This is a genomic window from Magnetococcales bacterium (genome assembly GCA_015228935.1).
Taxonomy (GTDB): domain Bacteria; phylum Pseudomonadota; class Magnetococcia; order Magnetococcales; family DC0425bin3; genus HA3dbin3.
In genome coordinates, this window is sequence record JADGCO010000181.1 from 1 (window position 1) to 3,594 (window position 3,594).

General features: G+C 51.9%; 5 protein-coding genes and 1 pseudogene. 4 read left to right on the forward strand and 2 right to left on the reverse strand.

Translation table 11 applies throughout. From position 1 onward, the window contains the following. Positions 1–120 precede the first annotated feature (120 nt). From HQL65_20380 to HQL65_20395, 4 genes are all read left to right on the forward strand, one after another. Positions 121–672 (forward strand): DsbE family thiol:disulfide interchange protein, encoded by a 552-nt coding sequence (locus HQL65_20380; GenBank protein ID MBF0138592.1) that lies wholly within the window; start codon positions 121–123, stop codon positions 670–672. After that, positions 669–1,253, forward strand: a complete 585-nt coding sequence (locus HQL65_20385; GenBank protein ID MBF0138593.1) for a cytochrome c-type biogenesis protein CcmH — start codon at positions 669–671, stop codon at positions 1,251–1,253. Before HQL65_20380 ends, HQL65_20385 begins: the two co-directional genes overlap by 4 nt. 38 nt (positions 1,254–1,291) lie before the next feature. Beyond that, positions 1,292–1,627 carry a nucleotidyltransferase domain-containing protein gene (locus HQL65_20390; GenBank protein MBF0138594.1) on the forward strand — a complete coding sequence of 112 codons (336 nt, stop codon included), beginning with the start codon at positions 1,292–1,294 and terminating at the stop codon, positions 1,625–1,627. A 100-nt stretch (positions 1,628–1,727) separates the two neighbouring features. Then, positions 1,728–2,177, forward strand: coding sequence for a hemerythrin family protein (locus tag HQL65_20395; GenBank protein MBF0138595.1), 450 nt, complete (start codon positions 1,728–1,730; stop codon positions 2,175–2,177). 65 nt (positions 2,178–2,242) lie between these two features. On the opposite strand, the gene HQL65_20400 is transcribed toward HQL65_20395, so the two are convergent. Together HQL65_20400 and cheB are read right to left on the reverse strand one after the other, a co-directional pair. Beyond that, positions 2,243–2,446, reverse strand: a complete 204-nt coding sequence (locus HQL65_20400; protein MBF0138596.1) for a hypothetical protein — start codon at positions 2,444–2,446, stop codon at positions 2,243–2,245. Between the two features lie 134 nt (positions 2,447–2,580). After that, a pseudogene (cheB, locus tag HQL65_20405) lies at positions 2,581–3,540 on the reverse strand (chemotaxis-specific protein-glutamate methyltransferase CheB). Between the last annotated feature and the right edge of the window lie 54 nt (positions 3,541–3,594).

A 3,594-nucleotide genomic window follows, 5' to 3' on the forward strand; every position in this document is an offset into this window, starting at 1 on the left:
TCCTCCTGGACCTCCATCCCAGTTTTTCAAACGTTTTTTAATGGGGAAGCTGAATTAGTTACAAAAAAAGAGGTCCAGACACAGCCGGAGTTATGGTTAAACCTCGAAAGGAAGAGCAGTATGTGGTGGAAAACCCTCTTGTTGCTGGCCGTGGCAGGAATCCTGACGCTCTTTGCCCTGGGACTCGGGAATGATCCCCGCCTGATTCCAACCCCCCTGATCAACCGCCCGGCCACGGATTTTACCGCCCCGGCCCTGGACGGAGGCGAGCCGATCCGCCTGAGTGCCCACAAAGGCCGTTGGGTCATGCTCAATTTTTGGGGGTCCTGGTGCGGCAGTTGTTGGCAGGAACACCCCTACCTCGTGGAATTGTCCAAAAAAGTGCAATCCAGAAACGACTTTGTCATCATCGGCGTGGATTTTCGCGACACCATCGAGAATGGCCGGGATTTTTTGCGCCGTTATGGGGAGACCGGCTATCGCCACGCCTTCGATCCCGACCAACGCATCGCCATCGACTGGGGCGTCTACGGTGCCCCCGAAAGCTATCTCGTGGATCCCCAGGGGCGTATCCGGTTGAAACATACCGGTCCGCTCTATCCGGGCTGGTTTGAAAAGGTGGCTCTCCCCTTGATGAGTCAAGAAAAAGGGATCCAGGAGAAAACCCCATGAAACGGCAGCATGACCAGCACCAACGTCAGTACCCACATCAATTCCACTACCAGAAAATAAAGAATATTTCCTGGTACACCCTCCTGATCTTGGTCTTGCTGGTAATGTTTTCCCTGCCCACCTTGGCCACTGAACGCCAGGAAGATCCCGACGAAGCCGTGGTGCGTGACATCGCCCAGGGGTTGCGGTGCGCCGTCTGCCAGAACCAACCAATCTATGAATCCAACTCCGACCTGGCCAAGGATATGCTCAAAATCATCCGGCAACAGGTACGCGACGGTCGCCAACCCTCCGAAATCCGGCAATATTTTCACGACCGCTACGGCGATTACATCTACCTGGAACCGACCCGCGCCGGGAGCAATATGATCCTGTGGGCAGGGCCGTTTTTGTTGTTGCTTGGTGGTGTGGGCATCCTGCTTGTGGCCTTGCGGCGCTGGCGCTCGGCTCGGCCATTGGCAGGTGGGAAGCGTATGACACCAGCCCAAAATATTTCGGACATCCCTTCCCATGCCAATCCGGCAAGCATGACCGATCAGCAGCGTCGGATCCGCCAAGAGTTGGAACGGGTGGATTTGTGACATCAAGGCATTGGTTGCCACTTTGCAACAGGTCGATCATGCAGAATCTTGATCTTTCTGAACGTCATTTGCACATGTTGCTGGACATTCTGGCGCATCACGTACCCCATGCCGAGGTCTGGGTTTTTGGCAGCCGCATCAATGGGATGTCCCATGAGGGGAGCGACGTTGACCTGGTGCTGAGAAATCCAACCAATCTGGACGGCACGACGCCTGCCTGGGCAGACTTACGGGAAGCCCTCGAAGAGAGCAACCTGCCCATGCTGGTGGATCTGCACGACTGGGCGCGTTTGCCTGAGGCGTTTCACAAGGAAATTCAACGTCATCATGTGGTCTTGCAGGCACCATTGGCACCGAATCTGTCAGGAGGATGAAACGGATTGGTTTGTGTTTTTGAAATTGCACAGGTTCCAAAATATTTTGGACAGATTGGTCCCAACGATGATCAAGGCAGGAGTTAATATGGGAGAAGTAATGAGTGAAGCGGAACAGTTTCGAAAGAGAATGAGCGGAAAGTTACCGGATGTTGGTGTTCTTAGACTCAATCGGGACCACAAAAAATTTCTTGAGCATTTGATAAAATTTCATGAATTGGTGGAGCGATTGTCCAGAAAGAGTCCGACAGAGAATGAATGGATAGATGTTAAGAGTGAGATAAATTTTTTGGGGGGGTATGCATCTGCGCATTTTAAGGATGAGGAGGAGTTAATGCTCATGCATGGATTCCCAGGGACAGTTGAACATACAAAAGAGCATAATGATTTTTTAAAAAGATTCGGTGAATATCAAAACAGGTTGATCAGCGATCATGATATTATCTATGTCGTTGATCTGAAATTTTTTCTCCTCGAGTGGTTTTATCATCATGTTAATTTGGTTGATGTGAAGTACGGAGTATTTTTTAAGTCGATCGGTATAAAATAGAATGGATATTTCAGGTCCAGTCGAAATATCAGGTAAACCGGCAAGCTTTCATTCCTTTTTTCTTTTCAAAAATATTCTATTACGCCAGGCGACGAAACTCTGGCAGCCGCATCCCGCAACCCATTGGCCAGGCCTGCCACATCGCGAATCACACGTATTTTCAGGGTATCCACAAAGGCCTGAAACAGTTTTTTGCGGCGGCGCATGGTTTCCCGACTTTTGCGCGAGTGTTTCTCATAAAAAAGATCCAGACTCTCAGGAACCTCCATGATCCAATGCTGCATCAACCTGCTGACATCTGTTCCCAGACGGGACGCACCCGGGCCAACTGTTCCCGAGTGGCAGCAATTTCGGTGCGCCAGGAAGATTCCGGCTTTTCCATGTTTTTATTCAATTAATATTGTCATTTTCGTTTATTGGCCACCTGGGTGATTTTGTCGGCCATTTTCGACAGCGGCACGATAAATTCTGCTCCGCCCCGTTCGATGGCCACTTTCGGCATGCCATACACGACGCATGAGGATTCATGTTCCGCCAGGGTGACGGCTCCTGCCTGCCGCATTTCCAGCAAACCCTGGGCACCATCATCACCCATGCCGGTCATGATGACACCGATGGCGTTGCTGCCTGCACTGCGCGCCGCCGAACGAAACAGCACATCCACCGAAGGTCGATGCCGGGATACCAGGGGACCATTCTTGACTTCGACAAAGTAGCGATCTCCCCGCCGGGCCAGAAGCATGTGTTGATTGCCGGGGGCCAGCAATGCCCGACCCGGCAGGACTGCATCGCCGTTTTCAGCCTCCTTGACGGAAATGCTGCATGAATCGTTGAGTCGTCTGGCAAATGTGGTCGTAAAACCTTCCGGCATATGCTGCACGATCAAGATTCCCGGACAACGCGGTGACATTTTTTCCAGCACCACCAGCAGCGAATCCGTGCCGCCCGTGGAAGCTCCCATGCAAATGACTCTTTCGGTCTGTTTGACATGTGCCCAGTGCGGGGCTGGAGGCAACAGTTCGTCAGCCGTCAATTTGGGCTGAATTGTCAAGGCTGGCACAGAGCGTTTACCACCCCGATGCCGGCTGACGACAGACTTGATTTTGTCCAGAATGGTACGGGTCGAGGCCAGAAGATATTCCCTGGCTTCTGTTTCCGGCAGGACGATGGCATCCAGGGCACCGGTATCCAGGGCCGCTGTCAGGGCTGCCGATCCTTTTTTGTCCCGGGTTGCCAGGACCACCACCGGCAAGGGGCATTGTTCCATCAATTTTTGAAGAAAGGCAACAGCATCCATGTGCGGTGTTGCCAGATCCAGGATGACGACGTCCGGAATTTCTTTGGCAATGCGTTTTGCCGCCATGACCCATGTTCGTCATCTGTAGTGCAAAATCTGATTTATTTCAATATTTTACTA